At 71.6% G+C, this 23,983-nt stretch carries 23 protein-coding genes, 1 pseudogene and 1 riboswitch; of the genes and pseudogenes, 16 read left to right on the top strand and 8 right to left on the bottom strand.

Features of this window, described 5'->3' with window-relative positions; translation table 11 throughout:
• Window positions 1-2: 2 nt before the first annotated feature.
• Together galT and galK are read left to right on the top strand one after the other, a co-directional pair.
• Entirely contained in the window at window positions 3-1,109 is a 1,107-nt protein-coding gene (galT, locus tag C8E83_RS12555) for a galactose-1-phosphate uridylyltransferase (protein WP_121370209.1), read from the top strand.
• A complete protein-coding gene (gene galK, locus C8E83_RS12560) occupies window positions 1,106-2,302 on the top strand; it encodes a galactokinase (RefSeq protein ID WP_121370210.1) in 1,197 nt (398 codons plus the stop codon). Before galT ends, galK begins: the two co-directional genes overlap by 4 nt.
• Window positions 2,303-2,582: 280 nt before the next feature.
• Here the strand turns inward: galK and C8E83_RS12565 are convergent, their stop codons facing one another.
• Together C8E83_RS12565 and glyA are read right to left on the bottom strand one after the other, a co-directional pair.
• Window positions 2,583-3,503: a bifunctional methylenetetrahydrofolate dehydrogenase/methenyltetrahydrofolate cyclohydrolase gene (locus C8E83_RS12565; protein ID WP_121370211.1), complete on the bottom strand. Its 921-nt coding sequence runs from the start codon at window positions 3,501-3,503 to the stop codon at window positions 2,583-2,585.
• Between the two features lie 10 nt (window positions 3,504-3,513).
• Window positions 3,514-4,797 (bottom strand): serine hydroxymethyltransferase, encoded by a 1,284-nt coding sequence (glyA, locus tag C8E83_RS12570; protein WP_121370212.1) that lies wholly within the window; start codon window positions 4,795-4,797, stop codon window positions 3,514-3,516.
• A 52-nt stretch (window positions 4,798-4,849) separates the two neighbouring features.
• Window positions 4,850-4,933: riboswitch (ZMP/ZTP riboswitch) on the bottom strand.
• Window positions 4,934-4,984: 51 nt separating this feature from the next.
• Here glyA and clpS point away from each other — a divergent pair.
• Both clpS and C8E83_RS12580 read left to right on the top strand, forming a co-directional pair.
• On the top strand, window positions 4,985-5,269 hold the full coding sequence (clpS, locus tag C8E83_RS12575) for an ATP-dependent Clp protease adapter ClpS (RefSeq protein ID WP_425454764.1): 285 nt from the start codon (window positions 4,985-4,987) through the stop codon (window positions 5,267-5,269).
• Window positions 5,269-5,745, top strand: coding sequence for a DUF2017 family protein (locus tag C8E83_RS12580; protein WP_121370213.1), 477 nt, complete (start codon window positions 5,269-5,271; stop codon window positions 5,743-5,745). The genes clpS and C8E83_RS12580 overlap by 1 nt, the downstream gene beginning before the upstream one ends.
• A 7-nt stretch (window positions 5,746-5,752) precedes the next feature.
• Here C8E83_RS12580 and C8E83_RS12585 read toward each other — a convergent pair whose 3' ends face one another.
• Window positions 5,753-7,084: an MFS transporter gene (locus C8E83_RS12585; protein WP_170159933.1), complete on the bottom strand. Its 1,332-nt coding sequence runs from the start codon at window positions 7,082-7,084 to the stop codon at window positions 5,753-5,755.
• Window positions 7,085-7,188: 104 nt separating this feature from the next.
• Here C8E83_RS12585 and C8E83_RS12590 point away from each other — a divergent pair, with 104 nt between their 5' ends.
• Both C8E83_RS12590 and C8E83_RS12595 read left to right on the top strand, forming a co-directional pair.
• On the top strand, window positions 7,189-7,566 hold the full coding sequence (locus C8E83_RS12590; RefSeq protein ID WP_121370215.1) for a DUF3253 domain-containing protein: 378 nt from the start codon (window positions 7,189-7,191) through the stop codon (window positions 7,564-7,566).
• A gap of 38 nt (window positions 7,567-7,604) precedes the next feature.
• The gene (locus tag C8E83_RS12595; protein WP_245981663.1) at window positions 7,605-8,819 is read left to right on the top strand and encodes a hypothetical protein; all 1,215 of its coding nucleotides are present in this window, start codon (window positions 7,605-7,607) and stop codon (window positions 8,817-8,819) included.
• A gap of 197 nt (window positions 8,820-9,016) precedes the next feature.
• On the opposite strand, the pseudogene C8E83_RS20105 reads toward C8E83_RS12595, so the two are convergent.
• A pseudogene (locus C8E83_RS20105) lies at window positions 9,017-9,388 on the bottom strand (hypothetical protein); the annotation flags it as partial.
• A 59-nt stretch (window positions 9,389-9,447) separates the two neighbouring features.
• Here C8E83_RS20105 and C8E83_RS12605 point away from each other — a divergent pair.
• Complete coding sequence (locus C8E83_RS12605; protein ID WP_281270841.1) at window positions 9,448-10,779, top strand: MFS transporter; 1,332 nt, start codon at window positions 9,448-9,450, stop codon at window positions 10,777-10,779.
• Here C8E83_RS12605 and C8E83_RS12610 read toward each other — a convergent pair.
• On the bottom strand, window positions 10,776-11,417 hold the full coding sequence (locus C8E83_RS12610) for an HAD family hydrolase (protein ID WP_121370219.1): 642 nt from the start codon (window positions 11,415-11,417) through the stop codon (window positions 10,776-10,778). The two genes, C8E83_RS12605 and C8E83_RS12610, sit on opposite strands and share 4 nt — an antisense overlap.
• A gap of 69 nt (window positions 11,418-11,486) precedes the next feature.
• Between C8E83_RS12610 and purU the strand changes: the two genes are divergently transcribed.
• The 5 genes from purU to C8E83_RS12635 all read left to right on the top strand — a co-directional run bounded on the left by purU (window position 11,487) and on the right by C8E83_RS12635 (window position 15,381).
• Window positions 11,487-12,380: a formyltetrahydrofolate deformylase gene (gene purU, locus C8E83_RS12615; RefSeq protein ID WP_121370220.1), complete on the top strand. Its 894-nt coding sequence runs from the start codon at window positions 11,487-11,489 to the stop codon at window positions 12,378-12,380.
• 31 nt (window positions 12,381-12,411) lie between these two features.
• Window positions 12,412-12,801, top strand: coding sequence for a YrdB family protein (locus C8E83_RS12620; RefSeq protein WP_121370221.1), 390 nt, complete (start codon window positions 12,412-12,414; stop codon window positions 12,799-12,801).
• On the top strand, window positions 12,798-13,994 hold the full coding sequence (gene nagA, locus C8E83_RS12625; protein WP_245981665.1) for an N-acetylglucosamine-6-phosphate deacetylase: 1,197 nt from the start codon (window positions 12,798-12,800) through the stop codon (window positions 13,992-13,994). Before C8E83_RS12620 ends, nagA begins: the two co-directional genes overlap by 4 nt.
• A 78-nt stretch (window positions 13,995-14,072) precedes the next feature.
• Window positions 14,073-15,053: an NAD-dependent epimerase/dehydratase family protein gene (locus tag C8E83_RS12630; RefSeq protein WP_121370223.1), complete on the top strand. Its 981-nt coding sequence runs from the start codon at window positions 14,073-14,075 to the stop codon at window positions 15,051-15,053.
• Window positions 15,054-15,141: 88 nt separating this feature from the next.
• Window positions 15,142-15,381, top strand: coding sequence for a hypothetical protein (locus C8E83_RS12635; RefSeq protein WP_147430171.1), 240 nt, complete (start codon window positions 15,142-15,144; stop codon window positions 15,379-15,381).
• A gap of 85 nt (window positions 15,382-15,466) precedes the next feature.
• On the opposite strand, the gene C8E83_RS12640 is transcribed toward C8E83_RS12635, so the two are convergent.
• Both C8E83_RS12640 and C8E83_RS12645 read right to left on the bottom strand, forming a co-directional pair.
• Window positions 15,467-16,729 (bottom strand): alanine racemase, encoded by a 1,263-nt coding sequence (locus C8E83_RS12640; RefSeq protein ID WP_121370225.1) that lies wholly within the window; start codon window positions 16,727-16,729, stop codon window positions 15,467-15,469.
• A 167-nt stretch (window positions 16,730-16,896) separates the two neighbouring features.
• On the bottom strand, window positions 16,897-17,772 hold the full coding sequence (locus C8E83_RS12645; protein ID WP_121370226.1) for an HAD hydrolase family protein: 876 nt from the start codon (window positions 17,770-17,772) through the stop codon (window positions 16,897-16,899).
• Window positions 17,773-17,949: 177 nt separating this feature from the next.
• Between C8E83_RS12645 and C8E83_RS12650 the strand changes: the two genes are divergently transcribed.
• The 4 genes from C8E83_RS12650 (at window position 17,950) to C8E83_RS12665 (ending at window position 23,074) form a co-directional block, all read left to right on the top strand.
• Window positions 17,950-19,212, top strand: a complete 1,263-nt coding sequence (locus tag C8E83_RS12650; RefSeq protein ID WP_170159934.1) for an MFS transporter — start codon at window positions 17,950-17,952, stop codon at window positions 19,210-19,212.
• 41 nt (window positions 19,213-19,253) lie between these two features.
• Window positions 19,254-20,030, top strand: coding sequence for an SDR family NAD(P)-dependent oxidoreductase (locus tag C8E83_RS12655; protein WP_121370228.1), 777 nt, complete (start codon window positions 19,254-19,256; stop codon window positions 20,028-20,030).
• Between the two features lie 109 nt (window positions 20,031-20,139).
• Entirely contained in the window at window positions 20,140-21,624 is a 1,485-nt protein-coding gene (locus C8E83_RS12660; protein WP_121370229.1) for an FAD-binding oxidoreductase, read from the top strand.
• Between the two features lie 13 nt (window positions 21,625-21,637).
• Complete coding sequence (locus C8E83_RS12665; RefSeq protein WP_121370230.1) at window positions 21,638-23,074, top strand: FGGY-family carbohydrate kinase; 1,437 nt, start codon at window positions 21,638-21,640, stop codon at window positions 23,072-23,074.
• Between the two features lie 119 nt (window positions 23,075-23,193).
• On the opposite strand, the gene nagB is transcribed toward C8E83_RS12665, so the two are convergent.
• Window positions 23,194-23,979 carry a glucosamine-6-phosphate deaminase gene (nagB, locus tag C8E83_RS12670; protein ID WP_121370231.1) on the bottom strand — a complete coding sequence of 262 codons (786 nt, stop codon included), beginning with the start codon at window positions 23,977-23,979 and terminating at the stop codon, window positions 23,194-23,196.
• Window positions 23,980-23,983 lie beyond the last annotated feature (4 nt).

Raw genomic sequence — 23,983 nt, forward strand, 5'->3', positions numbered from 1 at the left:
GCATGCCCATCGCCATCAGGCCGACCGTTCTGGCCGACGGTCGAGAACTCATCTACTTCGACGACGCCGACACCGCGCTGTCGCCCGAGCGGAAGCCCGACACGCGGCCCCTCGAGGCGCGGCCCGAGACCGCGACGATGCGGCAGGACGTCCTCACCGGCGAGTGGGTGTCGATCGCCGCCGCCCGGCAGAACCGCGCGCAGCTCCCCCCTGCCGAGTTCGACCCGCTCGCGCCGCAGAGCCCGACGAACCCCAGCGAGATCCCCGACGTGTACGACGTCGCCGTCTTCGAGAACCGCTCGCCGTCGTTCGGGCCGCTGCTCGCCCCGGCGGCGCCCGACGCACCCCACGACCTCGACGACCTGGCCCAGCTCGGCCTGAACCGCACCCGTACCTCGGTCGGCCGCTGCGAGGTCGTCTGCTTCAGCCCCGAGACGAACGGCTCGCTGTCGCAGCTGCCCGAGTCGCGCATGCGCACCGTCGTCGAGGCGTGGAGCCAGCGCACGGCGGCGCTCTCCGAGCTGCCCGGCGTGCAGGAGGTGTTCCCCTTCGAGAACCGCGGCGAGGCCATCGGCGTCACGCTCCACCACCCGCACGGGCAGATCTACGCCTACCCGTACGTCACCCCGCGCACGACGTCGCTGCTGCGCAGCATCGACCAGTACGGCCCGACCCTCTTCGCCGACGTCCTCGAGCACGAGCGCACCGGCCCCCGGGTCGTGCTCGCGAGCGAGAGCTTCACCGCGTTCGTGCCGTTCGCCGCGCGCTGGCCGGTCGAGATCCACCTCCTGCCCCATCGGCAGGTGCCCGACTTCGCCGCCCTCACCGACGACGAGCGCGACGAGCTCGCCGGGGTGTACCGCCGGCTCCTGCGCGGCGTCGACGCTCTCTACGACGACCCCACGCCGTACATCGCCGCCTGGCACCAGGCGCCGGTGAACGTCGGGCGCGACACCGTGCGGCTCAACCTGCAGATCACGTCGCCTCGCAGGGCGGCGACGAAGCTGAAATACCTCGCAGGATCCGAGGCCGCCATGGGCGCCTGGATCGGCGACCTCGTGCCCGAGCAGTCCGCCGCCGCCATCCGGGAGGCGGTGGAGCGCGCATGAGCACCTCGACCTCCTCGTCTGCCGGCTCCCGCTCGTTCGCCGACGTCTTCGACACCGACGTCGTCGGCCGCTGGGCCGCCCCCGGCCGCGTGAACCTCATCGGCGAGCACACCGACTACAACGACGGCTTCGTGTTCCCGATGGCGATCGACCGCGCCACCACGATCACCGTGGGCCGACGCGGCGACCGGCTCCTGCGCGTGGCCTCGACGTTCGAGGAAGGCGTGCACGAGGCGTCGCTGGACGACCTGGACCCTGGCGAGATGGACGGCTGGTCGGCCTACGTCTTCGGCATCGCCTGGGCACTCGGGCGTCGCCTGCCGTCCGTCGAGGGGCTCGATGACGCCACCGCGTCGCTCGATGCCGCGTTCGGCCTCGACATCTTCGTCGAGTCGACGGTGCCGGTCGGGGCCGGGCTGTCGTCGTCGGCCGCCATCGAGTGCGCCGTCGCCGTCTGCCTCGCCGACCTGTGGCAGCTCGACGTGACGCGGCCGTTCCTCGCCTCGGTGGGGCAGCTCGCCGAGAACGACGCCGTGGGTGCGCCCACCGGCATCATGGACCAGTCGGCGTCTCTGCTCGGCCGGGCTGACGCCGCCGTCTTCCTCGACTGTCGCAGCCTCGACGCCGAGGTGATCGACCTCGGGTTCGATGCGGCCTCGCTCGAACTCCTCGTCATCGACACGCACGTGGCCCACGCCCACGCGACGGGCGGGTACAAGGCTCGCCGCGCCTCCTGCGAGAAGGGCGCAGCCCTCATGGGCGTGCCCGCGCTGCGCGACGTCTCGGTCGACGACCTGCCCCGAGCTGCGGAGGTGATGGACGACGAGACGTTCCGCCGGGTGCGGCACATCGTCACCGAGAACCAGCGGGTGCTCGACACCGTCCGCACGCTGCGCACGTCGGGCCCCGCGGCGATCGGGCCGCTGCTCGACGCCTCGCACGTCTCGATGCGCGACGACTTCGAGATCTCCGTGCCCGAGCTCGACCTGGCCGTGTCGACGGCCCAGGCCACGGGGGCGGTCGGCGCCCGGATGACGGGCGGCGGCTTCGGCGGCTCGGCGATCGCCCTCGTGCCGACCGAAGCGCGTGACGCCGTGGCCTCTGCCGTGGCAGCCGCCTTCGCCGACGCCGGCTACGCGGCGCCGACGATCTTCGCCGTGCACGCCGCCGACGGGGCTCGCCGCCTGGACTGACGGGGCTCGCCCCCTCTCCCGACGGGGCGCGCCGCGCCGCCGGCCGCGCCGCGCCGCCTGGCGGGTCGCGCCGGCGTGCGGGTCGCGCCGACGTGCGGACGCTCGCTCGACCGGGCGATGCATTCCATTTTCCCCTCCTCAACTACGAAGTTGAGGAGGGGAAAACGCGAGGCAACGAGAAGAGGGCCGAGCTCCTGAGGCGGCGACAGGCGACGCGCCGGGCACGCTACGCCGCGCACACCGCACGCCAAGCGCCGAGCCGGCCCACATCCGCCAGGCGTCAGCGACGCTCGGCGGCCTCGACCACGTTCTTCAGCAGCATCGCCCGAGTCATCGGGCCCACGCCGCCGGGCACGGGCGAGAGGTAGCCGGCCACCGACGCCGCGGCAGGGTCGACGTCGCCGCGCAGCCGAGCCTTGCCCGTCTCGGGATCGATGACGCGCGTGATGCCGACGTCGATCACCGCAGCGCCGGGCTTCAGCCAGTCGGCCTTCACGAGCCCCGCGACGCCGGCCGCTGCCACGACGATGTCGGCACGGCGCACCTCGGCCGCGACGTCGGCCGTGCGCGAGTGGGTGAGCGTGGCCGTCGCCTCGAGGCGGGTGAGCAGGAGCCCGAGAGGCCGCCCGACCGTCAAGCCCTGGCCGATGATCGTGACGTGCTGCCCCGCGATGGGGATGTCGTACTCCTGCAGCATCTCGACGATGCCGCGCGGCGTGCACGAAAGCGGAGTGTCGATCGTGCCCTGCCCGCCCGGCACGGCGAGCACGAGCTCGCCGAGGTTGAGCGGGTGGAGACCGTCTGCGTCTTTGTGCGGGTCCATCAGCTCGAGCATCGCCGTGGGGTCGATGCCCTCCGGCAGGGGCAGCTGGATGATGAAGGCGGTGACGAGCGGGTTCTGGTTCATGAACCGGATCGCGTCGCGCACCTCCTGCTCGCTCGCCGACTCGGGCAGGTCGAGCCGGATCGACTCGATGCCGACCTCGGCGCAGTCCCGGTGCTTCCCCGCGATGTACGACAGCGACGCCGGGTTCGTCCCGACGAGGATCGTGCCGAGACCCGGGTGGATGCCGCGTTCTTTCAGCGTGGCGACGCGGGCGCGGAGGTCGTCCTTCACCTTGCCGGCGAGGGCGGTGCCGTCGACGCGCACGGCGACGTGCCCTTGCTCCTGCGCCTCGCTCGTCGTGTTCTCGAGAGCCATGCCGGCCGGCCTAGGCGTAGAGAGGGAACGCGTCGGTCAGCACCTTCACGCGAGCCGCAAGCGCCGCCAGGTCGGGGTTCGGCATCAGCGCGTTCGCGATGATGTCGGCGACCTCGGTGAACTCGGCGTCGCCGAAACCGCGGGTCGCGAGCGCCGGGGTGCCGATGCGGACGCCCGACGTGGTCATCGGCGGGCGGGGGTCCCACGGCACGGAGTTGCGGTTGACCGTGATGCCGACCTCGTGGAGGAGGTTCTCGGCCTGCTTGCCGTCGACCTCGCTCGCGCGGAGGTCGACGAGCACGAGGTGCACGTCGGTGCCGCCGGTGAGCACGTCGATTCCGGCCGCCTTCGCGTCGGGCTGCGTGAGCCGCGACGCGAGGATCGACGCGCCGCGGAGGGTGCGCTCCTGGCGGTCCTTGAACTCGGGCTGCGCGGCGAGGAGGAACGCGGTCGCCTTGGCGGCGATCACGTGCATGAGCGGGCCGCCCTGCTGGCCGGGGAAGACGGCCGAGTTGAGCTTCTTGAACAGCGACTCGTCGTTGGAGAGGATCACGCCCGAGCGAGGCCCGGCGAGCGTCTTGTGCACGGTCGACGAGACAACGTGGGCGTGCGGCAGGGGCGACGGGTGCAGGCCAGCGGCGACCAGACCGGCGAAGTGCGCCATGTCGACCCAGAGGTACGCGCCGACCTCGTCGGCGATCGCGCGGAAGGCGGCGAAGTCGAGCTGGCGGGGGTACGCCGACCAGCCGGCGATGATGACCTTGGGCTTGTGCTCGAGCGCCTGGGCGCGCACGGTCTCCATGTTGACGAGGTACGTCTCGGGGTCGACCTCGTAGGCCACGGCGTTGTAGAGCTTGCCCGAGAAGTTGAGCTTCATGCCGTGAGTGAGGTGGCCGCCGTGCGAGAGCTCGAGGCCGAGGATCGTGTCGCCGGGGGTGGCGAGCGCCGCCAGGACGGCGGCGTTGGCCTGCGCGCCCGAGTGCGGCTGGACGTTCGCGAACTCGGCGCCGAAGAGCTTCTTCGCGCGCTCGATGGCGAGGTTCTCCGCGATGTCGACGAACTCGCAGCCGCCGTAGTAGCGGCGGCCCGGGTAGCCCTCGGCGTACTTGTTGGTGAGCACGGAGCCCTGCGACTCGAGGACGGCGCGGGGAACGAAGTTCTCGCTGGCGATCATCTCGAGGTAGTCGCGCTGTCGGCCGAGCTCCTGCTCGAGGACGGCCGCGATCTCGGGGTCGACCTCGGCGAGCGGGGCGTTGAAGGTGGAGGGAAGGCGGTCGGTGGGCGTTGTCGTCATGACGGGGCTCCTCAAAGAATCACACGGACGCGGGGCAAGCCGATTCGAAGTCGACGGCAGCCCAGGCGTACGGCCACCAACCGTGTGAGTCGCTCCCCGGTGGTAGACCACCCGAACGCCAGTCGCGACGGGTCGAGCATAACAACCGGCCGTGCCGCCTCACAAGGAAACATGACACCCTAGAAGCGTGAGCCTGACTCTCGACGAGACCGACACGCGGCGGTTGGTCGCACCCGACGTGCCGTGGGTCACCCTGGTCTGGGACGACCCCGTGAACCTCATGTCGTACGTCTCGTACGTCTTCCGCACCTACTTCGGTTTCGAGGCTCAGGAGGCCGAGCGGCTCATGCTCCAGGTGCACACGAAAGGCAAGGCGGTCGTCGCGACGGGCGCCCGCGAGCGCATGGAGATGCACGTCGAGGCCCTGCACGGCTACGGGCTCTGGGCGACCGTGACGAGGGCCGACGAGTGATGCCGTTCCAGCGCAAGCGCGACGGGATCCACCTCGCGCTGGCCGACCACGAGCGGGCGCTCGTGGGCGACCTGACGAGGCAGTTGGTGGAGCTTCTCGACGAGGGAGATTCGCAGGATCCTGCGCTCGCCCGGTTGATCCCCGACGGCTACTCGGGCGACGACGACGAGATGCGGTCCGCCGCCGCCGAGTTCCGCCGCCTGACGGCCGACGACCTCACCGCCGCGAAGGCCCGGAACGCCGAGCGGGTGATCGAGACCCTTGTGCAGGATCGGCGACAGCCCCTCGGGCTCGAGTCCGAGCAGGCCTGGCTCCGCACCCTCACCGACCTCCGCCTCACCCTCGCGTCGCGTCTCGGCGTGACGGCCGACGGCTACGAGGCACAGACCGGCGATCCGCAGACGCTGCTCATGCGCGACATCTACGAGTGGCTCGGCTACGTGCAGGAGTCGCTCGTGCGAGCGCTCGACCGGTAGCGTCGCGCTACCGCGCCGGCAGATGCCGCCGACGGTGCCGCTGCACCAGGACGCGGTCGGACACGAGCGTCGCGACCAGCATCACCGCCGCGATCGACGCGTCGACGACCGGCAGCGCGCCGAGCCCGACCCCGCTCAGGACGATGCCGCCGACGAGCGCGCCCGCACCGATACCGGCGTTGAACGACGCCGTGTAGAACGAGCTCGCCAGGTCGCGGATGCGCGCAGGAGCCCGCTCGAGCAGCCGGATCTGCAGCAGCGGCGGCAGCACGCCGAAGGTGATGCCGAGGATCACGAACACGGCGAACGACGGCGCCGCCCGCCCCTCGAGGAGCAGGAGCGCGACGACCGTGAGGATCGAGAGGACCATCGCGACGGGGATCGTGAGGCCCGTGCGCCGGCCGAGGACCCAGCCCACGAGGAGGAGTCCGGCTGCTCCTGCGATCCCGTAGGCGAACAGCGCGATGCTGAGCGCCTGGTCGGACAGCCCGGAGGTCTGGGTGAGGAACGGCGCGACATAGGTGTAGAGCGCGTAGTGGCCGACCATGAAGATGCCGGTGGTCACGCAGCTGAAGACGACGCCGAGCGTCGACGGGTCGGGAGTCTCTCGCCGCACGGCGTCGGCACGGGCCTGGGCGTCGCGGATGATCGGGATCGAGCCCGTCGCGAGGGCACCAGGGCCGATCGGGGTCGCGCCGGTGGCGGCGTCGCTGTACTCCTGCCGGAGGGTCTCGGCGTCGTCGGCACCCGAGCCGACGTCGGGCAGGAGGCGCCAGACGAGCAGAGCGCCGCCGACCATGAGGACGGCGAGGATCCCGAACGCCCAGCGCCAGCCGACGGCCTGGCCGAGCGCCGTGCCGAGCGGCACGCCGAGCACGAACGCGAGCGTGCCGCCCGACGACGACACGGCGAGCGCCTTCCCGACCTGCTCGCGCGGCACGAGGTGGGCGGCGTACGCGCCGCAGATCGCCCAGAAGACGCCGTGGGCCAGGCCGCCGAGGATCCGCGCGGCGACGAGCACGCCGTAGCTGGGCGCGAGGGCGGTGCCGATCGCGCCGATCGCGATCACGACGATGAGGCCGACGAGCAGGCGGTGGCGCGGGATCCGCGAGAGCAGGTGCGTGAGGATCGTCGAGGTGAAGACGACGGTGAACGCGAACACCGAGACGAGCAGGCCCACCGACGACTCGCTCACGTGCAGGTCGGCGCCCATCTGAGGCAGCAGGCCGGTCGGGAGCATCTCGCCCGAGATGGAGAAGAACGAGGCGACGGCGAGGGCGATCAGGCCGCCCCACGGGAAGCGGTCGGCGGCGGACGAGGAGTGCGGAGAGGAAGACATCGCGAACCTGGAACGAGTGCGCATCGACGCGCGCGCTGCGGGGCCGAACGAGGTGTCTCGGCCACCTCGAGCCTAGGGCATGCCATGCGGAGTAGACCGGTCGGGTGACCACCGCCGAGAAGACCTGCCGCTCGTGCGGGCGGCGCATCGAATGGCGTTCGAAGTGGGCCGAGACGTGGGACGACATCGCCTACTGCAGCGACGCGTGCCGCCGCCGGAAGGTCCGCCCGATCGACCACCGCCTCGAGGCCAGCATCCGGGGCCTGCTCGACTCCCGGGCCGCCACCGCGACGATCTGCCCGTCGGATGCGGCGCGCGACGTGTATGACGGAGACGACGACGGCTGGCGCGAGCTCATGGAGCCGGCCCGCCGGGCGGCCCGGCGCCTCGTCGCACAGGGCGTGGTCGACATCACGCAGAAGGGGCGGGTCGTCGACCCGTCGACCGCGAAGGGGCCGATCCGCATCCGACGGCACCGCTGAGCGCCGCCGGCCTCGCCGGGCACCGCTAGGTTGGCGTGGTGCACCGACTCTCCCGCCTCCCGCCGTGGGGCGGCGCGCTGGTCGTGTACGCCCTGTCGAGAGTCGTGTCGACGATCCTGCTGGCCGCGATGTTCTGGATCGCGACGGCGAACGGCTGGCGGTTCGCGAGCCACCGGGCGCACGCGACGTTCTTCTCCTTCTCGGGCTCCTGGGACGCCTCGTCGTACCGCTCGATCGCCGAGCACGGCTACCCGTCGACGCTGCCGGTGGATGCCGCCGGGCACGTGCTGCAGAACACCTGGGCGTTCCTTCCCGTCTACCCGTACGTCGTCCACGCCCTGACGACGGTGCTCGGCGTGAACGGCACCCCGAACGGCTTCTACGCGGTGGGGGCGATCGTCTCTCTCGTCGCGGGAGGAGTGGCGGCCGTGCTGCTCTCCGCGATCCTGCGCCGCTCGATCCCGGCCCCGCGCGCTCTCTTCGCCGTCGCGCTGTTCAGCCTGGGGCCCCTCGGGTTCCTGCTGCAGACCGCCTACGCCGAGAGCCTTTTCCTCGCGCTGCTCTTCGCGTCCCTGTGGTGCCTCGTGGCGCGGCGCTACTGGCTGCTGATCCCGTTCGGCGTCGTCGCGGCGTTCACGCGACCGGGTGTCCTCGCCCTGTCGCTGGCGCTCGGCATCCACTTCGTCGTGAGGCTTCGGGGGCGCAGGATCACCGGGTCCGCCTTCCCCTGGCGCGACCGCCTGGCCATCGTCGTCGCGGCGGGCCTCACCGCCGCCGCGGGGCTCGCCTGGCCCGTGATCGCCTCCGCCGCCACCCGCCGCCCGGACGCCTACCTCGACACCGAGCTGGCGTTCTGGACCGGCTTCGTCGGGCGGCGCCACTTCGCGCCGCTCACGCCCTGGTTCGCGATGGCGACGACCTATCTGGGCGTCGTCGCCGGCGTCGTCCTGGTGCTGCTCGTGATCGCGGCCGGGGTCTTCTGGCTGACGCGGCGCGGAACCCGCGCCCTCGGAGCCGACGTGGTGGGCCTCACGGCGTCGTACTGGCTGTATCTCGTCGCGGTGTTCCTGCCGCAGCAGAGCCTGCCGCGGCTCCTGCTGCCCACCGCGCCGATGCTGGGCAGCCCGGTGTTCTGGGGGCCCGTGTCGGCCGGCGAGGCGGGGTCGCGCCGGCGGCGGGTCGCGCTGCTCGTCGGGTGCGTGGTGCTGCAGGCGGTCGCGATCGTGTTCCTGTGGTTCGTCGGGTACCCGTGAGCGCGCCGCGGCGTGGCCTGCCCCTGCCGCAATTCGCGACCGGAACCGCGCTCCGACCTCACCCGTGACCGGCGTGCCGCGACTCCCGGCCGAGGCCGGTCGCGAAATGCGTCTAACCGGTCAGCGTGTGACGTCGTCCGCGCCGCCGCGCACGCGGTGACGTACGACAGGAGGCGATGACCCAGCCCGCGATTCCGCAGCGACGGGATCACGTACACCGACTGGATGTCGCCGCCGAGCCGCTCGATGTCGCGCGGCGAGGGGACTCGCGTGCCGATGGCGAGCCAGGCCATGCCGACGATCTGTTCGTCCGCGGGCGCCGAGCCTCTCCGCACCACGACGAAGCAGTGATGGTCAGGATGGGCGCGCGCCCAGGCGGCGAAGGCCGCGAGGTACTCGTCGCGATCGCCGGCCGCGCGGTCCGGCTTGCCGGAGCAGGTATACAGGCGTACTGTATAAATCGATCCGCTCCTCCCGGCGTCGTGATGGGCAGCGACCCGCAGCCACCGCACCCGAGAAGGCGATCCCCACGACCACCACAGCACCGACCCGCGCAGGAGCAGGCTCACGCCCCCACGGCGAGACCGGCTTCGGCCCGCGCTTCGTCATCCCCATCCTGTTCGGCCCCCTGCTGAACCCGATCAACACGACGATGATCGCCGTCGCACTCGCGCCGATCCAGAAGAGCCTCGGGATCGGCAGCGACCAGGCGATCTGGCTCGTCTCGTCGCTCTACCTCGCCAGCGCGATCGCCCAGCCGACCATGGGCAAGCTCGCCGACCGGTTCGGGCCGAAGAAGATCTTCCTGCTCGGCATGGTCGTGGTGATCGTCGCCGGTGTGCTGCCCGACGTCCTGCCGTCGTTCGGCGCCGCGCTCACGAGCCGCGTGCTGATCGGCATCGGCACGTCGAGTGCGTATCCGGCGGCGATGAGCGCGATCCGCAACCAGTCCGACCGGCTGGGCGTCGCGACTCCCCCGCTCGTCCTCGGCGGCCTCTCGGTGTCGTCGCTCGTCTCCGCCGCCGCCGGGCCGCCGCTCGCCGGCGTCCTCATCGGCGCGTTCGGCTGGCACTCGATCTTCCTCGTGAACGTTCCCCTCGCCGGCGCGGGCCTGGTGCTCGCGGCGCTCTGGCTGCCGAGCGACCGCATCCGCCCGATCCGCGCCGCCGCACTGCCGGTCACCCAGGCGATCGACCTGCCCGGCCTCGCCCTGTTCGCGGTCACCGTGTCGAGCCTGCTCGTCTTCCTGCTCGACCTCTCGGCCGGCCTGTACTGGCTGCTCGCGATCACCGTCGCGGCTCTCGTCGCGCTGGTCCTCTGGGAGCGCCGCGCGGTCGCCCCGTTCATCGACGTGCGCATGCTCGCGTCGAACGGGGCGCTGAGCCGCACCTACATCCGCCTCTTCCTGCTCTACGGCATCGCCTACACGATGACCTACGGCTTCTCGCAGTGGGTGCAGGACTCCGCGGGGCTGTCGTCGCAGACCGCCGGCCTCGTGCAGCTGCCGGGCGCGATCCTCGCCGGTGTCGCCTCGTTCTGGTTCGCGCGCCGGACGGGGGTGCGGGCACCACTCATCGCCGCGGCGCTGATCCCCCTGGGCGGCGGCGTTCTGATCCTGGCCCTCACCGGGGCCTCGCCCGTGTGGCTGTTCGTCGGCGTGACCCTGTTCTTCACCATTCCGCAGGGGCTGGCGTCGGTGTCGAACCAGGCCGCCCTGTACCGCCAGGTGCCGACCGGCGGCATCGGCTCGGCCGCCGGGCTCTCGCGCACGTCGATCTACATCGGTGCGATCGCGTCGACGTCGCTCATCGGCGTCGCCTACGGGCAGCGGCCGACCACGGCGGCGCTGCACGAGCTGGGCTGGGTGATCCTCGGCATCGCGGTCGTGCTGTCGGCGCTCACGATCCTCGACCGGGCGCTGCGGGCGCGCGCCGCTGCAGACGACGTCGCCCGAGGCTAGAGCCGCGTCAGGTCGAGCACCTCGGCGGTCGTCGGCGCCTGGACGGTCGGGGGCTCGCCGCCGGGCCAGCCGCGGCCGAGCGACACCCAGCCCGTGCGGAGTCCCGCATCCTGCGCCCCTCGAATGTCGGCGCGAGCGCTGTCGCCGACCATCCAGGTGTCGTCCGGCGTCGCACCGGCCCGCTCCATCGCGCGCCGGAAGATCTCGGGGTCCGGCTTCGCCACCCCCGCGCCCTCCGAGATCATCGCCCGGTCGACGAGGCCCGACAGCCCCACCCGTCGCAGCTTCATCGTCTGCTGCCGCACGGGCCCGTTCGTGACGACGCCGAGATGCACGCCCCGGTCGGCGATCGCCTCGATCCGCTCCCGGACTCCCTCGGCGAGCGCGACCAACTCGACGTGCTCGTGCCTGATGCGGTCGACCAGCGTCTCGGGGTCGTCCTCGAGCCGCAGGAGCCGACGCATCGCCTCCGCGACGTCGTCACGGTCGCCGTACCCCGAGTCGTCGACCGCGAGCACCTCGTCGACCGCCGAGACGGGCGCTCCCGCCCCCTCGGCCACGTGGCGGACCCATGCCTCGAAAGCCGCGTCCCGGTCGATGAGGGTGTTGTCGAGGTCGAGGAGGAGCAACGGCGCCATGTCCCGAGGTTATCCACAGCAGTTCTCAGGACGCCGAGTCCGGGTGGGCCGGTGCCATATCCTGGACGGGTGACGGATACCGCCCGGCCGACGGACGTCGGACAGACTGCTGACGAGCAGACCCACTGGACCCTGACGCTGGTGTGCGAGGACCGCCCGGGCATCGTGCACGCGATCAGCGGCGCGGTCGTCGACGCCGGCGGCAACATCACCGAGTCGCAGCAGTTCTCGAGCCACGACACCGGCACGTTCTTCATGCGCCTCCAGGTGGTGTCGTCAACCGGCCGGGAGGCGTTCGAGGCCGCCCTGGCGCCCGTCGTCGCTCGGTACGGCATGGAGTGGAAGCTCGACGTGGTCGGCCGTCCGCTCCGCACGCTCGTGCTCGTGAGCACGGCGGCCCACTGCCTGAACGACCTCCTGTTCCGCCAGCGCGCCGGTCAGCTGCCGATCGAGATCCCGCTCGTCCTCGCGAACCACCCCGATCTGCAGGGCCTCGCCGAGTTCTACGGCGTCCCGTTCGAGCACCGCGCCGTCGTGGGTGCCGAGCTCAAGGCCGAGTTCGAGCGCCGCATTCTCGAGGTGGTCGACGAGCACGACGTCGAGCTGGTCGTGCTCGCGAGGTACATGCAGATCCTGAGCCCCGAGCTCTGCGCCGCCCTCGAGGGCCGGGCCATCAACATCCATCACTCGTTCCTGCCCGGGTTCAAGGGCGCGAACCCCTACCGGCAGGCGCACGCCCGCGGCGTGAAGCTGATCGGCGCCACGGCCCATTTCGTCACGAGCGACCTCGACGAGGGGCCGATCATCGAGCAGAACGTCGTGCGGGTCGACCACACCCGCGAGGCGGCGGACCTCGTCGCCATCGGGCAGGATGAAGAGTCGCGGACCCTGACGCAGGCCGTCCGCTGGTTCGCCGAAGACCGCGTGCTCCTCGACGGGGCCCGGACCATCGTGTTCCGCTAGGCGGCCCACCGAGATCAGCAGAGGGCGAGGCATGTTCGACACACCGAAGCGGCGCCCCCGCCGGGGCGGGGGAGGCGGCGGTCAGCCGTTGCGCGTCAACGACGTGCTGCGCTTCTTCCTCGAGCTGTTCGCGTTCTTCAGCCTCGCGTTCTGGGGCTACATGGCGTGGCCGTTCCCCTGGCCGGGCCTGCTCTTCCTCATCGGCCTGCCGATCCTGGCCATGGTGGTCTGGGGGCTGTTCCGCTCGCCGAAGGCGGTGGTCCAGAGCGACCCGGTCGGCAAGGCGATCGTCGAGATCGCCGTGATGGGCGCCGCGGTCTACACCTGGTTCAGCCTCGGCTACCCGATCGTATGCGCCGTCTTCGGCGTGCTCGCGCTGGTCTCGGGCATCGTCAACTTCCGACGCGAGAACGCGTCGTGAGCACGCTCTTCCGCAACCTCACCGCGATCGACGCGTCCGGCGAGCGCCGCGGCGCGTGGATCCTGGTCGACGGCGACACGATCGCTGCGACCGGCGTCGGCGACCCGCGGGCCCCGGGCTCGGCCGCCGCCGACCTTGTCCCGCACGACGCCGACACGGTCGACGTCGGGTCGCACGTGGTCACGCCCGGCTTCATCGACCTTCACGGCCACGGCGCCGGCGGCCACGCTTTCGACGACGGCGCTGCCGACATCGAGGCCGCCCTCCGGGTCCACCGGCAGCACGGCACGACCCGGTCGGTGCTCAGCCTGGTCGCGAACCCGCTTCCGGCGCTGCGAGGCTCACTCGAGACGATCGCCACGCTCATGCGGAGCGACCCGCTCGTCCTCGGGGCGCACCTGGAGGGGCCGTTCCTGTCGCCCGACAACCGGGGGGCTCACCGGCCCGACTACCTGGCCGTCCCCGATCCTGCGACCGTGGCCTCGCTGCTCGACGTGCACCCGGGCGTCGTGCGCCAGATCACCGTCGCGCCCGAGCTGCCGCACGCGCTCGACGCGATCGAGACCGTCGTCGACCGCGGCGTCGTCGCGGCCGTCGGCCACACGCAGGCCGACTACGAGACGGCACGGGCGGCCTTCGACCGCGGTGCCACGCTGCTCACGCACGCGTTCAACGCGATGCCGGGCATCCACCACCGTGCGCCCGGCCCGATCGTCGCCGCGATCGACGACGCCCGGGTGACCCTCGAGCTGATCCTCGACACCGTCCACGTGCACCCCTCCGTCGCCCGCGTCCTGTTCGAGCAGGCGCCGGACCGCGTCGCGCTCATCACCGACGCGATGGCCGCTGCCGGGGCGTCCGACGGCCCCTACCGGCTCGGCTCGCTGGACGTGACGGTGCGCGAGGGCACGGCACTCCTCACCGAACCGCTGTCGCACGGCGTCGAGACGATCGCGGGGTCGACGCTGCTGCTCGACCAGGCGCTCCGCCACGCCATCGAGACGCTGGGGCTGCCGCCGGTCGACGCGGTCACGGCGCTGACCCGCACGCCGGCGAGGGCGCTCGGGCTCGACGGGCACCTCGGTCTTCTCGCGCCGGGTCACGCGGCCGACCTCGTCGTGTGGGACGACGAGTGGAACGTGCAGAAGGTGTGGGCCGCGGGGCGTCGGGTCGAGAGCGCTCCCCGATCCTGAGCCGAGACCCGCGGTCGCCGTGCGGCGATCTCGTGCCTCGCATGGCCGGTCGACCGACCTGTCTGCCATGATCGACGGATGACAACGAAGTCACTCCTCGTCATCGGGGGCACGGGCCAGATCAGCGCGGCGGTCGTCCGCGACGCCGTCCAGCAGGGCGTCGACGTCACGGTGATCAACCGCGGCGCGACTCACACTCGCGAGACGCCCGACGGGGTGGAGGCGATCATCGCCGACGTGCGCGACGAAGACGCCGTGCGGAGCGCGCTCGGCAACCGGCGCTTCGACACGGTCGCCGACTTCATCACCTTCACGACCGACCAGCTCGCCTCAGCGATCCGCCTCTACGGCGACCGGAGCGACCAGTACGTCTTCATCAGCTCGGCGTCGGCCTACCAGAAGCCGCCGGCTCGGCTGCCGATCACCGAGACGACGCCGCTGTTCAACCCGTTCTGGCAGTACTCCCGCGACAAGATCGCCTGCGAGCGGCTGCTGCGCGACGAGCACGCCGCCGGGCGGGTCCGCGCCACGGTCGTGCGCCCCTCGCACACCTACGACCGCACGCAGGTGCCGCTCCTCGGCGGCTGGACTCTCGTCGACCGCCTCCGCCGCGGCCTCCCGATCGCGCTGCACGGCGATGGCACCTCTCCCTGGGCACTGACCCACGTCGACGACTTCTCGCCCGCGTTCCTCGCCCTGCTCGGGCGCGACGAGGCGATCGGCGAGGCGTTCAACATCATGTCGCCCGAGCTCCTGACCTGGAACATGATCGCCCTCGACCTCGCCGACGCAGCCGGCGTCGAGGTGCCCCACATCGTGCACCGCACCACCCACGACATCGTCCGTGAGGCGCCCGAGTGGGACGAACCCCTGCGCGGCGACCGCAGCCACGCGGCCGTCTTCGACTGCACGAAGATCCGCGAGCTGGCGCCCGGCTGGGAGGCCCGCGTCCCCTTCGCCGAGGGGGCCCGCAGGATCCTGAAGTGGTACGACGCCGACGCCTCCCGACGTGTGATCGATCCCCGCGTCGACGCCCTGCAGAGCGCCCTCACGGCCTGAGGTCGCGGCGCCGCGACGCGGGTGTCCCGCAGGCTGTCCCCCGAAGGTCCGACTGCGGGGGACGCCGCCGTCTCGTTAGCCTCGCACCATGAAGACCTCAGCTCGTCGGGTGTGGGAGCGGGTCGCCATCGTCTCGGGGCTGATCGGCGGCGCGTTCCTCGTCGCCTCGTTCACGCTCCTGCTGACGCCGGCTCCCGTCATCGCCACGGCCGTCACGCTGCCGATCGGCTTCGCCGGTCTCGTCTTCGGCATCCTGCTCGCCCTCTGGCTCCGCCGGGGAGTCGCAGCCGACTCCTGGCCCAGGTCGGGTCGCAGGGTGCCGCGCTAGCGGGTCCCCTACCCCGCAGCGCACGAAACCCCCCGGCGATCGTCGGGGGGTTTCGTGCGTTCAGCCGGTCGTCGGCGCCGACGGCTCAGAAGCGCGTCGTCAGGCGGCCCGTCACCGCGGGCAGACGATCCCCTCCGCGGCCGTCGTCGATGGTGGCGATCTGCGTCCACTTGTCGATCGTCGTGCACGGGTGCGAGATGCCCAGGCGCACGAGGTCGCCCACCGCGAGCGCCGAGTCGACCGGCACCCGGACGAACGCGTGCTGGTCGTTGAGCCCGGTCACGGTCGCGGCGGCCACGGCTCCCTCGATCCGGCGCGCGCCGCCGGGTCCGGGACGATAGGCCTCGAGAGCGACGGGGAAGCCCTCGTCGTCGGCGGTGTCGCGACGCCCCGCGTTGAGCAGCGCGAGGCCCGGTTCGGGCAGCGAGATGACGCTGGCCCAGAGGTCGAGAGCAGGCAGGAACGACTCCCCCGTGCTCGCCCGGGCGAACGGCGTCACGCGCCGGTAGTGATCGTGGTCGTGGGTCACGTAGGAACCGGAGCGCAGCACGACCCGCGTCGGTACCCCGCGACGCCCCTCGGGGTCATGCCGGAAGCCGAGCGACTCGACGACGCGGTCGAAGTAGATGCTGCCGCCCGCCGTGAGGATCACCTCGCCGCCCATCGCCACCCAGTCGGCGAACGCGTCGCCGTCGAGGACGTCGCGCAGCTCGATCAGCGTGGCGAGGTAGTCGTCGACGAGGTGCAGGGCCTCCGCGTCGATCTCGTGCGAGACGGCGCCCTCGTACCCCGCGATGCCGGCCAGCACGAGGTGCTCGGCGTCGGCGACGGCCGCGGCCACCTCGAGAGCCGCGGGGATGCTGCGAGCGCCCGTGCGGGCTCCGACGGCGCCGAGCTCGACCAGGACCGCGAGGGGGTTCTCGGCTCCTGCGCGCCCCAGGGCCTCGTCGACGATCTTCACGCCCGCGACCGAGTCGAGCCACATGTGCACTCGGCTGCCGGACGACGCGAGCAGGGCGAGGGCGTCGGGCGAGAACGTCGTGCCGGCCAGCAGAATCCGCGAGACCCCGGCCTCGCGCGCGACCTCGGCCTGGTAGGCGGTCGCGACGGTGATGCCCCAGGCGCCCGCGTCGAGCTGCTGCTGCCAGATCGACGGCGCCATCGTGGTCTTGCCGTGCGGCGCGAGGTCGACGCCGGCGCGACGGCACCAGTCGGCCATCGTGTCGATGTTGTGCGCGAGCGCCCGCGTGTCGATGGTCAGGACGGGCGTCGGGAGATCCTCGAGGGCGGCCGGCCAGGCGTGCTCGGTGAAGGCGACCTTGGTCGCGGGCTCGCTGGCGATCTGCATGACGGTGCCTCCTGGTTCGGGTGAACGCGCCTCGGCGCGCGTGCGCCGGAGGAGAGCGAGACGGCCGGCGCGGTGGTTAATCCCCAGGATGGCGCTGCCCGCGCTCCGCGGCAAGTCGGGAGTCGAGAGTCTGGTGTCGCGACGGCCTGGCGCCGGGCAGGCTGCGGTCAGGCCGTCCGCTCGAGGCGCGCGTGCCCCGCCAGCCAGCGGGCGACGCCGTCGTCCGCGTTGGAGCCGATCACGCCGGTCGCCGCGGCGAGCACCTCGGGGTGCGCGTTCTCGACCGCGTAGGCCTCGTCGGCGACGGCGAACATGTCGAGGTCGTTGAGGTTGTCGCCGAAGCACACGATGCGGTCGGCGTCGTAGATCTCCGCGAGGGTGCGCACGCCGACGCCCTTGGTGGCGCCGGGCGCCGCGAGATCGAGCCAGTACATGCCTTCGAGGTAGGTCTCCTCCTGCAGCGACACCACGACGTCCGCCCCGAGATCCGAGCGCAGGATCCGCGCCACCGGCTCGAGCTCCGCGAGAGGCCCGAGCGCGACGATCGAGAACGTGCCGTAGCGCGGCAGCTCGCCCGGGTGCCCCACCGGCCGGAATCTCGGGTCCGCGCCGCGGTCGTCGAGGTACCACCGGATGCCCGGACTCTCGTCGCCCGCCACCCACGACACCGTGTCGTCCAGACCGGGTGCCGGGGCGACGCCAGGGCCTCCGGGGGTCGCCGAGTACACGAGGGCGGGAACGCCGAGTCGACCGAGGACGGCGAGGATCCCGTCGACCGCCTCGGGAGCGAGCGTCTGTTCGACGAGGTTGCGGCCGGTGCGAAGGTCGACCACGAACGCGCCGCCGTAGACGACGGCGGGGCCCGTCTGCCGCAGCGCGGGAGCGCGCTTCAGCAGCGACTGCCGCGACCTCGCCGTCGCGACCGCGAAGAGCTCGCCGTCCGCGATCAGCGCCTCGACGGTACGGCGGGTGAAGGCGCTCAGGCGGGCATCCGGGCCGAGGAGCGTGCCGTCGAGGTCGGAGACGTAGAGCGTGCGGGTCACGCGCCCATTGTGACTCGCATCCGTGGACGATCTCGCACCCGCGTTCCGGGGTCAGTCGTGTCGGGCGTCACCACCGGCTCCTGCTGAGTCAAAAGGTGATGAATACCCTGAATTGACATGTCACACGCTACGAGAATAGAGTCGTGGCCGTTCCCGCTCCCCACGATGAGGTGGTCCATGACACCCCGCTCGCTCCTGACCTTCGTCCTGCTCTCGATGACCGGCGGCGTCATCTTCCAGGTCGCCTATATCCGCTTCGTCTTCCTCGACGCCACCACTGCAGCCCTCGGCCTCACGGGGCAGGAGTACGGCACGGTCGTCTCCGTCTTCGGGGCGACGGCGACGATCATGTACTTCTTCGGCGGCTGGTTCGCCGACCGGTTCTCTCCTCGGCTCCTCATCTGCATCGCCCTCGTCGGCGTCGGGCTGTGCGACCTCTACATCGCGACGACGCCGGGCCTCGTCGGCATCATGGCCGCCCACGTCGTCATGGCGGTGCTGAGCACCGGCCTGTACTGGTCGGCTCTGGTGAAGTCGATCGGCCTGCTCGCCGAGCCGGGCAGCCAGGGGCGCTTCTTCGGCTTCCTCGAGGGCATCCGCGGCGCGACCTCCACGGTCGTCGGCCTCATCGGCACCGCCGTCGTGGCGGCGGCGATCGTCCCCTCCGCCGGCGTCCTCACGCTGATCCGCATCTACGGCGTGCTCTGCTTCGTGCTCGCCGCGGTCATCCTCCTCGCGGTCCGCGAAGACCGCGCGCGTCTCGCCGACGCCGAGTCGACGTCGGTCTCGCTCGGTCAGCTGCTCCTCGCGGCCAAGAACCCGTTCACCTGGCTCATCGGCCTCACCATCGCGATGGCGTTCACCTTCTACACCACCCTCGGCTACTTCTCGCCGCTCCTCGAGCACAGCTTCGGCGTGGGTGTCGCCGCGATCGGCGTCATCGGCGTGATCCGCAGCTACGTGTTCCAGTTCGTCGCGGGGCCCATCGGCGGCATCGTCGTCGACAAGGTCACGAAGTCGTCCACGCGGTTCCTGGGCTGGATGTTCCTCGCGTCGTCGGCGATGGCACTCGGGTTCCTCGTGCTGCCGAAGCGCCCGGGTCTCATCGTGGCGGCTCTCGGCCTGCTCCTGCTGCTCTGCCTGGCCGTGTTCATGAGCCGCGGCGTCTACTGGGCGACCGTCGGCGAGCTGGGCATCCCCGCCAGTCAGCGCGGCGGCGTCATCGGCCTCGCGTCGGGCCTGGCGTACCTCCCCGACGCGTTCCTGCCGGCCCTCTGCGCCTGGTGGATCGGCGACCCCGCCGCGGGCGTGCCCGAGCAGGGCGGCGGCTACTCCACGCTCTTCGCCGTGCTCGTCGTGGCCGGGCTCGCCGGCTTCGCCCTGACCCGCGTGACGATCCGCGTCGCCGCGCGTCGGCCCCTCGTCGCCGTGCCCGTCTGACCCCTCGTCGCCTCCTGCGACACCCCCACGAAAGGAATCCCATGGACATCCGCGACTTCTCGCTCGACCACTTCGGCCTCCACGGCCGCGTGGCGATCGTCACCGGCGGCAACACCGGCCTCGGCCAGGCGTTCTCCCTCGCCCTCGCGAAGGCCGGCGCGCACGTCTTCGTGCCCAGCGTGCTCGACGACGACGGCACGACCCGCGACCTCATCGAGGCGGAGGGGGTCCGGTACGAGTTCCTCGAGATCGACATCACGGCCGCAGGAGCACCGAGAGACGTCATCGACACCTGTCTCGACCGCCTCGGCTCCGTCGACGTCCTCGTGAACTCCGCCGGCATCTGCAAGCTCGCCACGGTCGAGGACTTCGGCCGCCCCGAGTGGGATCCCATGATCGCGGTGAACCTCACCGCCCCGTTCGAGCTCGGCCACGAGGCCTCCCGGCACATGATCGAGCAGGGCTCGGGCAAGATCATCAACATCGCCTCGCTCTTCTCGTTCCTCGGCGGGCAGTGGTCTCCCGCGTACGCCGCGACCAAGCACGGCATCGTCGGCTTCACGAAGGCCTACTGCGACGAGCTCGGGCAGCACGGGGTCCAGGTCAACGCGATCGCGCCGGGCTACTTCGCGACGAAAATCACCGAGGCCACCCGGGCCGACCCGACCACGAACCAGCGCGTGCTCGACCACATCCCCGCCGGGCGGTGGGGCGACGTCGCCGACCTCATGGGCGCCACGGTCTTCCTCGCCAGCCGGGCGTCCGACTACGTCAACGGCCACGTGCTCACCGTCGACGGCGGCTACCTCGTGCGCTGAGCGGGGTGCGCAGCTCGTCGCGCGACGCCTCGTCTCCGCCGTCCTGCGCTCCGCCGCCCCTCATCCCCGACTCCCCCACAGCCCGCCGTTCCAGAAAGGCATCACCACCATGATCGACTCCATCTCCGCCCTCGAGCGCGAGCAGATCGTCGAGGCGCTCGCGACCATCGTCCGGCCCGACCAGATCGACACCGACGAGCAGGCGCTCGACGAGGCCAGCGTCGACCGGTTCAAGAAGTACCAGGCCGTCCACGGCATCTTCGACGCGCCTCGTCCGGCCGCGATCGTCTACGCCGAGTCGACCGACGACGTCGCGCGCGTCCTGGCGTTCGCCAACGAGAACCTCGTGAACGTCGTCCCGCGCACGGGACGCACCGGCACCGAGGGCGGCCTCGAGACGAGCGTCGCCGACACCGTCGTGCTCGACGGCTCGCGGATGAAGGCGATCCTCACCGTCGACGAACGCAACATGCAGGTCACCGTTCAGGCGGGCGCACCGCTCCAGGTCGTGGAGGACACCCTCCGGAAGCTCGGCCTCACCACCGGCCACTCGCCTCAGTCCAAGCCCCTGGCGCAGTACGGCGGTCTCGTCGCCACGCGCTCGATCGGGCAGTTCTCGACCCTCTACGGCGCGATCGAAGACATGGTCGTCGGTCTGGAGGCCGTCTTCCCCGACGGGACCGTGACCCGCGTCAAGAACGTCCCCCGTCGCTCCGCCGGCCCCGACATCCGGCACGTGATCATCGGCAACGAGGGCGCCCTGTGCTTCGTGACCGAGGTGACCGTCAAGGTGTTCCGCCACTTCCCCGACAACAACGAGTTCCACGCGGCACTCGTCGACGACATGGCGACCGGCATCGAGATCCTGCGCGAGGTCGTCGTCGGCGGATTCCGCCCGTCGGTCGCCCGTCTCTACTCGCCCGAAGACGCGAACCAGCATTTCGCCCACTTCTCGAACGGCAAGTGCGTCGTCGTGTTCGTCGCCGAGGGCCCCGCGTCGATCGTCGCGGCGACCAGCGCCGAGATCCAGCGGGTCTTCGATCTGCACCCGCACGAGAAGGTCGAGCCCGCGCTCATCGAGGCGTGGTTCGACAACCTCAACTGGGGTCCCGACAAGATCGAGGCCGAGAAGGCCGCCATGCGCGAGCACCACCACCTCGGCTACACGACCGAGATCTCGGCCGACTGGTCGTCGGTCGGCGCCATCTACGACGCCGTCATGCACAGGGTCCGCACCGAGTTCCCGGCGGCCTCCGACCTCACCATGCTCGGCGGCCACTCGTCGCACAGCTATCAGACCGGCACGAACATGTACTTCGTCTACGACTACGACATCGACTGCGCGCCGGCGGAGGAGATCGAGAAGTACCACGTGCCGCTCAACGCCATCATCGTCGAGGAGGCCCTGCGCCACGGCGGCTCCATGGTCCACCACCACGGCATCGGCAAGTACCGCACCCCGTGGACCCTGGCCGAGCACGGCTCGGCGTACGCGATCCTGGCCGGGCTCAAGCAGCAGTTCGACCCGAACGGCATCATGAACAAGGGCACCATCTACCCTGTCGCCGGCGCGGGCATCGCGCCGCGCGGCTGATCCGGGGCTCCTGATGCCGCGGTATCTCGTCGGCATCGACAACGGGTCGCAGTCGTCGAAGGTGACCGTCTTCGACGAGACGGGCGAGGTCGTGGCCAGCGGCCGGTGCCCTCTCCGGCCGTACAGCACGCCGCGCCCCGGCGTCGTCGAGCATCCCGGCGACGACCTCTGGGAGTCGATCGGCACGGCGTCACGGGCGGCCCTGGCCGACTTCGTCGAGCAGGGCGGCGACCCGGGCGACATCGTCGGCGTCGGGCTGTGCACGATCCGGTTCTGCCGGGCAATGCTGCGCGCCGACGGGTCGCTCGCGGCTCCGGTGCTCAGTTGGATGGACGACCGGCTCGGTCGCGCCTACGAGCACCTCGACGAGTCGGTCGCCCGCGTGACCACGTCGTCCGGGTACATCACGCACCGCCTCACCGGCGAGTTCCGCGACACCAGTGCGAACTACCAGGGGCAGTGGCCGATCGACGTCGACACCTGGCAGTGGTCGGGCGACGACGCGGTGCTGCGGCGGTACGGTCTGAGCCGCGACCAGCTCTTCGACCTGGTGGCTCCCGGCGAGCTCCTGGGCCATGTCACTGCGTCCGCCGCCGCGACCACCGGGCTGCCGACCGGGCTGCCCGTGATCGCGACCGCCAACGACAAGGCGGTCGAAGCCCTCGGATCAGGCCTCGCCTCGCCGTCGACACTCCTGATCTCGCTCGGCACGTACATCACGAGCATGACGATCGGCGAGGCGAGCCGACCCGATGCCGTCGACTTCTGGTCGAACTTCGCGTCGGTGCCCGGCGAGTACCTGTACGAGAGCGGCGGGATCCGGCGCGGCATGTGGACGGTCAGCTGGTTCCGCGACCTCCTCGGCCCCGCCGAGCGGGCAGACGCCGAGGCCGCGGGCGAGTCGGTCGAAGAGCGTCTGGGCCGCGAGGCCGCGCTGGTGCCGCCCGGCTCGGACGGACTCCTCACCGTGCTCGACTGGCTGGCACCCGCCGAGGCGGTGTGGCGCCGCGGGTCGATCCTCGGGTTCGACGGGCGGCAGAGCAGGGCTCACCTCTATCGCAGCATCCTCGAGGCCATCGCCTACACGATGAAGCAGAAGGCCGACGCCATGGCGCAGGAGCTCGCCGTCACCTTCGACCGGGTCGTCGTCTCGGGCGGCGGCAGCGTCTCCCCGCTCCTGACGCAGATCATCAGCGACGTGTTCGGCCTGCCGGTCGACCGACCCGCGACCACGGATGGAGCAGGGTTGGGCGCGGCGATCTGCGCCGCCGTCGGGCTCGGGGTCCGCCCCGGGTTCGACGAGGCGCAGGCCGCCATGGTGCGTGTCAGCGACACGTTCCGGCCGCACCCCGACCGGCGGGAGGTGTACTCGGCCTTCGTCGAGCTGCACGCCGACGTCACGGCGGCGACCGACCCGGTCTACGAGCGGCTGGCGGCGGTGCCGGCGTGACGTGGTGCGGCTTGACGCTGCGCCGCCCTCGCATCTAGGGGCCCGCGCCTTTTCGGCGTGCCCGCGCGGCCTAGGAGGCGCGCGGACGCCGGAAAGACGCGGGTACGCCGGGCGTGCCGCTACTCGAAGCGCTGAAAGGCCGGCTTGTTGGCGTACGTGTACTTGTAGTACTCGGTGAGCGTCAGCTTCGACGCGGCCGCCTCGTCGACGATGATCGTCGCGTGCCGGTGCAACTGCAGGGCGGAACCGGGGCACATGGCCGACACGGGCCCCTCGACCGCCGCGGCGATCGCGTCGGCCTTGCCCGCCCCCTGCGCGACGAGCACGACGGCCTTCGCGTCGAGGATCGTGCCGAGCCCCTGCGTGAGGCAGTGCGTCGGCACATCGGCCGGGTCGTCGAAGAATCGGGCGTTGGCCTCGCGCGTGGACGGCGCCAGCGTCTTGATCCTGGTGCGCGAGGCGATCGACGAAGTCGGCTCGTTGAACCCGATGTGCCCGTTGGCGCCGATGCCCAGGATCTGGATGTCGACGCCGCCCGCCGCAGCGATCGCCTCGTCGTACTCACGAGTGGCGGCCTCGATGTCGTCCGCACGGCCGTCCGGCACCCGCACCTTCGCGGGATCCATGCCCAGCGGCTCGACCACGTCGCGCGCGATGACCGACGCGTACGACTCCGGGTGGTCGAGCGGGATCCCGACGTACTCGTCGAGCGCGAAGCCCGAGGCCTGCGAGACGTCGAGCTCACCGGCCTCGACGCGCGCGGCGAGCGACCGGTAGATGTCCTGGGGCGACGAGCCCGTGGCGAGGCCGAGGACGGCGGCGGGCTTCTCGTTCACCACGCGCGCGATCAGCGAGGCGGCGACGCGCCCGACGTCGGCGGGGGTGGGCAGGATGATGATCTCCACGGCG

The sequence above is a fragment of the Frondihabitans australicus genome (assembly GCF_003634555.1).
Lineage (GTDB): Bacteria > Actinomycetota > Actinomycetes > Actinomycetales > Microbacteriaceae > Frondihabitans > Frondihabitans australicus.

Excerpts from the sequence above, each read along its gene's own strand:
- C8E83_RS12585 (WP_170159933.1), bottom strand. The coding sequence starts at position 7,084 with ATGTCTTCCTCTCCGCACTCCTCGTCCGCCGCCGACCGCTTCCCGTGG.
- C8E83_RS12630 (WP_121370223.1), top strand. The coding sequence starts at position 14,073 with ATGACAACGAAGTCACTCCTCGTCATCGGGGGCACGGGCCAGATCAGC.
- glyA (WP_121370212.1), bottom strand. The coding sequence starts at position 4,797 with ATGACGACAACGCCCACCGACCGCCTTCCCTCCACCTTCAACGCCCCG.
- C8E83_RS12655 (WP_121370228.1), top strand. The coding sequence starts at position 19,254 with ATGGACATCCGCGACTTCTCGCTCGACCACTTCGGCCTCCACGGCCGC.
- C8E83_RS12635 (WP_147430171.1), top strand. The coding sequence starts at position 15,142 with ATGAAGACCTCAGCTCGTCGGGTGTGGGAGCGGGTCGCCATCGTCTCG.
- C8E83_RS12580 (WP_121370213.1), top strand. The coding sequence starts at position 5,269 with ATGCCGTTCCAGCGCAAGCGCGACGGGATCCACCTCGCGCTGGCCGAC.
- galK (WP_121370210.1), top strand. The coding sequence starts at position 1,106 with ATGAGCACCTCGACCTCCTCGTCTGCCGGCTCCCGCTCGTTCGCCGAC.
- C8E83_RS12665 (WP_121370230.1), top strand. The coding sequence starts at position 21,638 with ATGCCGCGGTATCTCGTCGGCATCGACAACGGGTCGCAGTCGTCGAAG.
- galT (WP_121370209.1), top strand. The coding sequence starts at position 3 with ATGCCCATCGCCATCAGGCCGACCGTTCTGGCCGACGGTCGAGAACTC.
- C8E83_RS12620 (WP_121370221.1), top strand. The coding sequence starts at position 12,412 with ATGTTCGACACACCGAAGCGGCGCCCCCGCCGGGGCGGGGGAGGCGGC.
- C8E83_RS12610 (WP_121370219.1), bottom strand. The coding sequence starts at position 11,417 with ATGGCGCCGTTGCTCCTCCTCGACCTCGACAACACCCTCATCGACCGG.
- C8E83_RS12640 (WP_121370225.1), bottom strand. The coding sequence starts at position 16,729 with ATGCAGATCGCCAGCGAGCCCGCGACCAAGGTCGCCTTCACCGAGCAC.
- C8E83_RS12660 (WP_121370229.1), top strand. The coding sequence starts at position 20,140 with ATGATCGACTCCATCTCCGCCCTCGAGCGCGAGCAGATCGTCGAGGCG.
- C8E83_RS12650 (WP_170159934.1), top strand. The coding sequence starts at position 17,950 with ATGACACCCCGCTCGCTCCTGACCTTCGTCCTGCTCTCGATGACCGGC.
- C8E83_RS12565 (WP_121370211.1), bottom strand. The coding sequence starts at position 3,503 with ATGGCTCTCGAGAACACGACGAGCGAGGCGCAGGAGCAAGGGCACGTC.